Annotated in this window: 1 protein-coding gene and 1 pseudogene; one reads left to right on the top strand and one right to left on the bottom strand. The window is 68.5% G+C overall.

The features are described from left to right. Positions 1-86 precede the first annotated feature (86 nt). Positions 87-1,043: an IS481 family transposase gene (locus tag AAW14_RS39340; RefSeq protein WP_265569263.1), complete on the bottom strand. Its 957-nt coding sequence runs from the start codon at positions 1,041-1,043 to the stop codon at positions 87-89. 125 nt (positions 1,044-1,168) lie between these two features. Here AAW14_RS39340 and AAW14_RS39335 point away from each other — a divergent pair. Continuing rightward, positions 1,169-1,312, top strand: a pseudogene (locus AAW14_RS39335) (acyl-CoA thioesterase II); the annotation flags it as partial.

Raw genomic sequence — 1,312 nt, 5'->3', positions numbered from 1 at the left:
CCAGGGGTCAGCGCCTCGTCCCGGCGGGATAATCCGGACAACCGTGTGGCGCAAAACCGAGTGCAGCGCTCCCCCACCAGCACGTCCTAGATGTATTGACCCGCAGGGTTGTTCACGCGGCTGATGGGTGGCTTGCCTCCGAGTGCGGTGTGGCACCTGTGATGGTTGTAGCTGTGCAGGAAGGTGTCCAGTGCGGCGGTTCGTTCGTCGTTGCTGGTGTAGGGCCGTAGGTAGGCCCATTCGTCGAGCAGGGTGCGGTTGAAGCGTTCGACCTTGCCATTGGTCTGCGGCCGGTAGATGCGCGTGAGCTTGCCGGCTGCGCCGAGATCTGCAAGCGCCTGCCGCCAGGCGAAGCTCTTGCGGTAGGGCCAGGCGTTGTCCGTCAGGACACGTTCGATGCGCAGGATGCCGCAGGCGGCGAAGAAGGCTGCGGCCCGCTGCAGGAAGGCCGCGCAGGTGGCGGCTTTCTCGTCCTGGTGGACCTCGCTGTAGGCGAGGCGGCTGTGGTCGTCGACTGCGGAGTGGATGTAGTCGAAGCCTGTGGTGCGGCGGCGGTCGGGGCAGGCGGCACGGCCGTGGATGCGCCAGCCCCCGCCGTCGGGTATGCGGCCGAGTTTCTTGACGTCCACGTGGACGAGCTCGCCGGGCCTGCTGCGTTCGTAGCGGCGGATGACCTGGCCGGTGGGCCGGTCGAGGAAGGCGAGGCGGTTCAGGCCGTGCCGGGCCAGGACCCGGTGGACGGTCGAGGCCGGCATGCCCAGGATCGGCGCGATGCGAGCCGGGCCCAGCTTCCGGTCTTTGCGCAACCTGCAGATCTGGTCCTCCACCGCGAGAGGAGTCCGGTGCGGTGTCGTGTGCGGTCGGCTGGGGCGATCGTGCAGCCCGGCATCGCCCTGCGTTCTCCAGCGACGCAGCCACTTGTGGGCGGTGGGCCGTGAGATGCCCATCTCGGCGGCCACGTGCGCGATGGGGCGCCCGGAACGGACGCGCTCGACCAGCAGCCGCCTGCCGTGAACGGTCAGCCGGGCATTACGGTGGGACACGAAGACCTCCGTGCGGTGCAGTCCTAGACAGCTCCACCACACCGGAGGTCTTCGCCATGATCAAGACCAGCCAGCGTTAACAACGCTCGTGATCAATACATCTAGGCCGTAAGGGCACCGCGCACGTGAACGACGCACTCCGGTCCCTGCTCGGTCTGCTCGCACTGGAGCGGATCGAGCAGGACATCTTCCGGGGCGAGAGCCGCGCCTCGGTCGTGCCCCGGGTCTTCGGCGGCCAGGTCGCCGCCCAGGCCCTGGTCGCGGCCGGG

It is taken from the genome of Streptomyces hygroscopicus, from assembly GCF_026168105.1.
Classification (GTDB): Bacteria; Actinomycetota; Actinomycetes; order Streptomycetales; family Streptomycetaceae; genus Streptomyces; species Streptomyces hygroscopicus_D.
The sequence above is the reverse complement of the archived record's forward strand: the minus strand, read 5'-3'. Positions and strand labels throughout refer to the sequence as shown.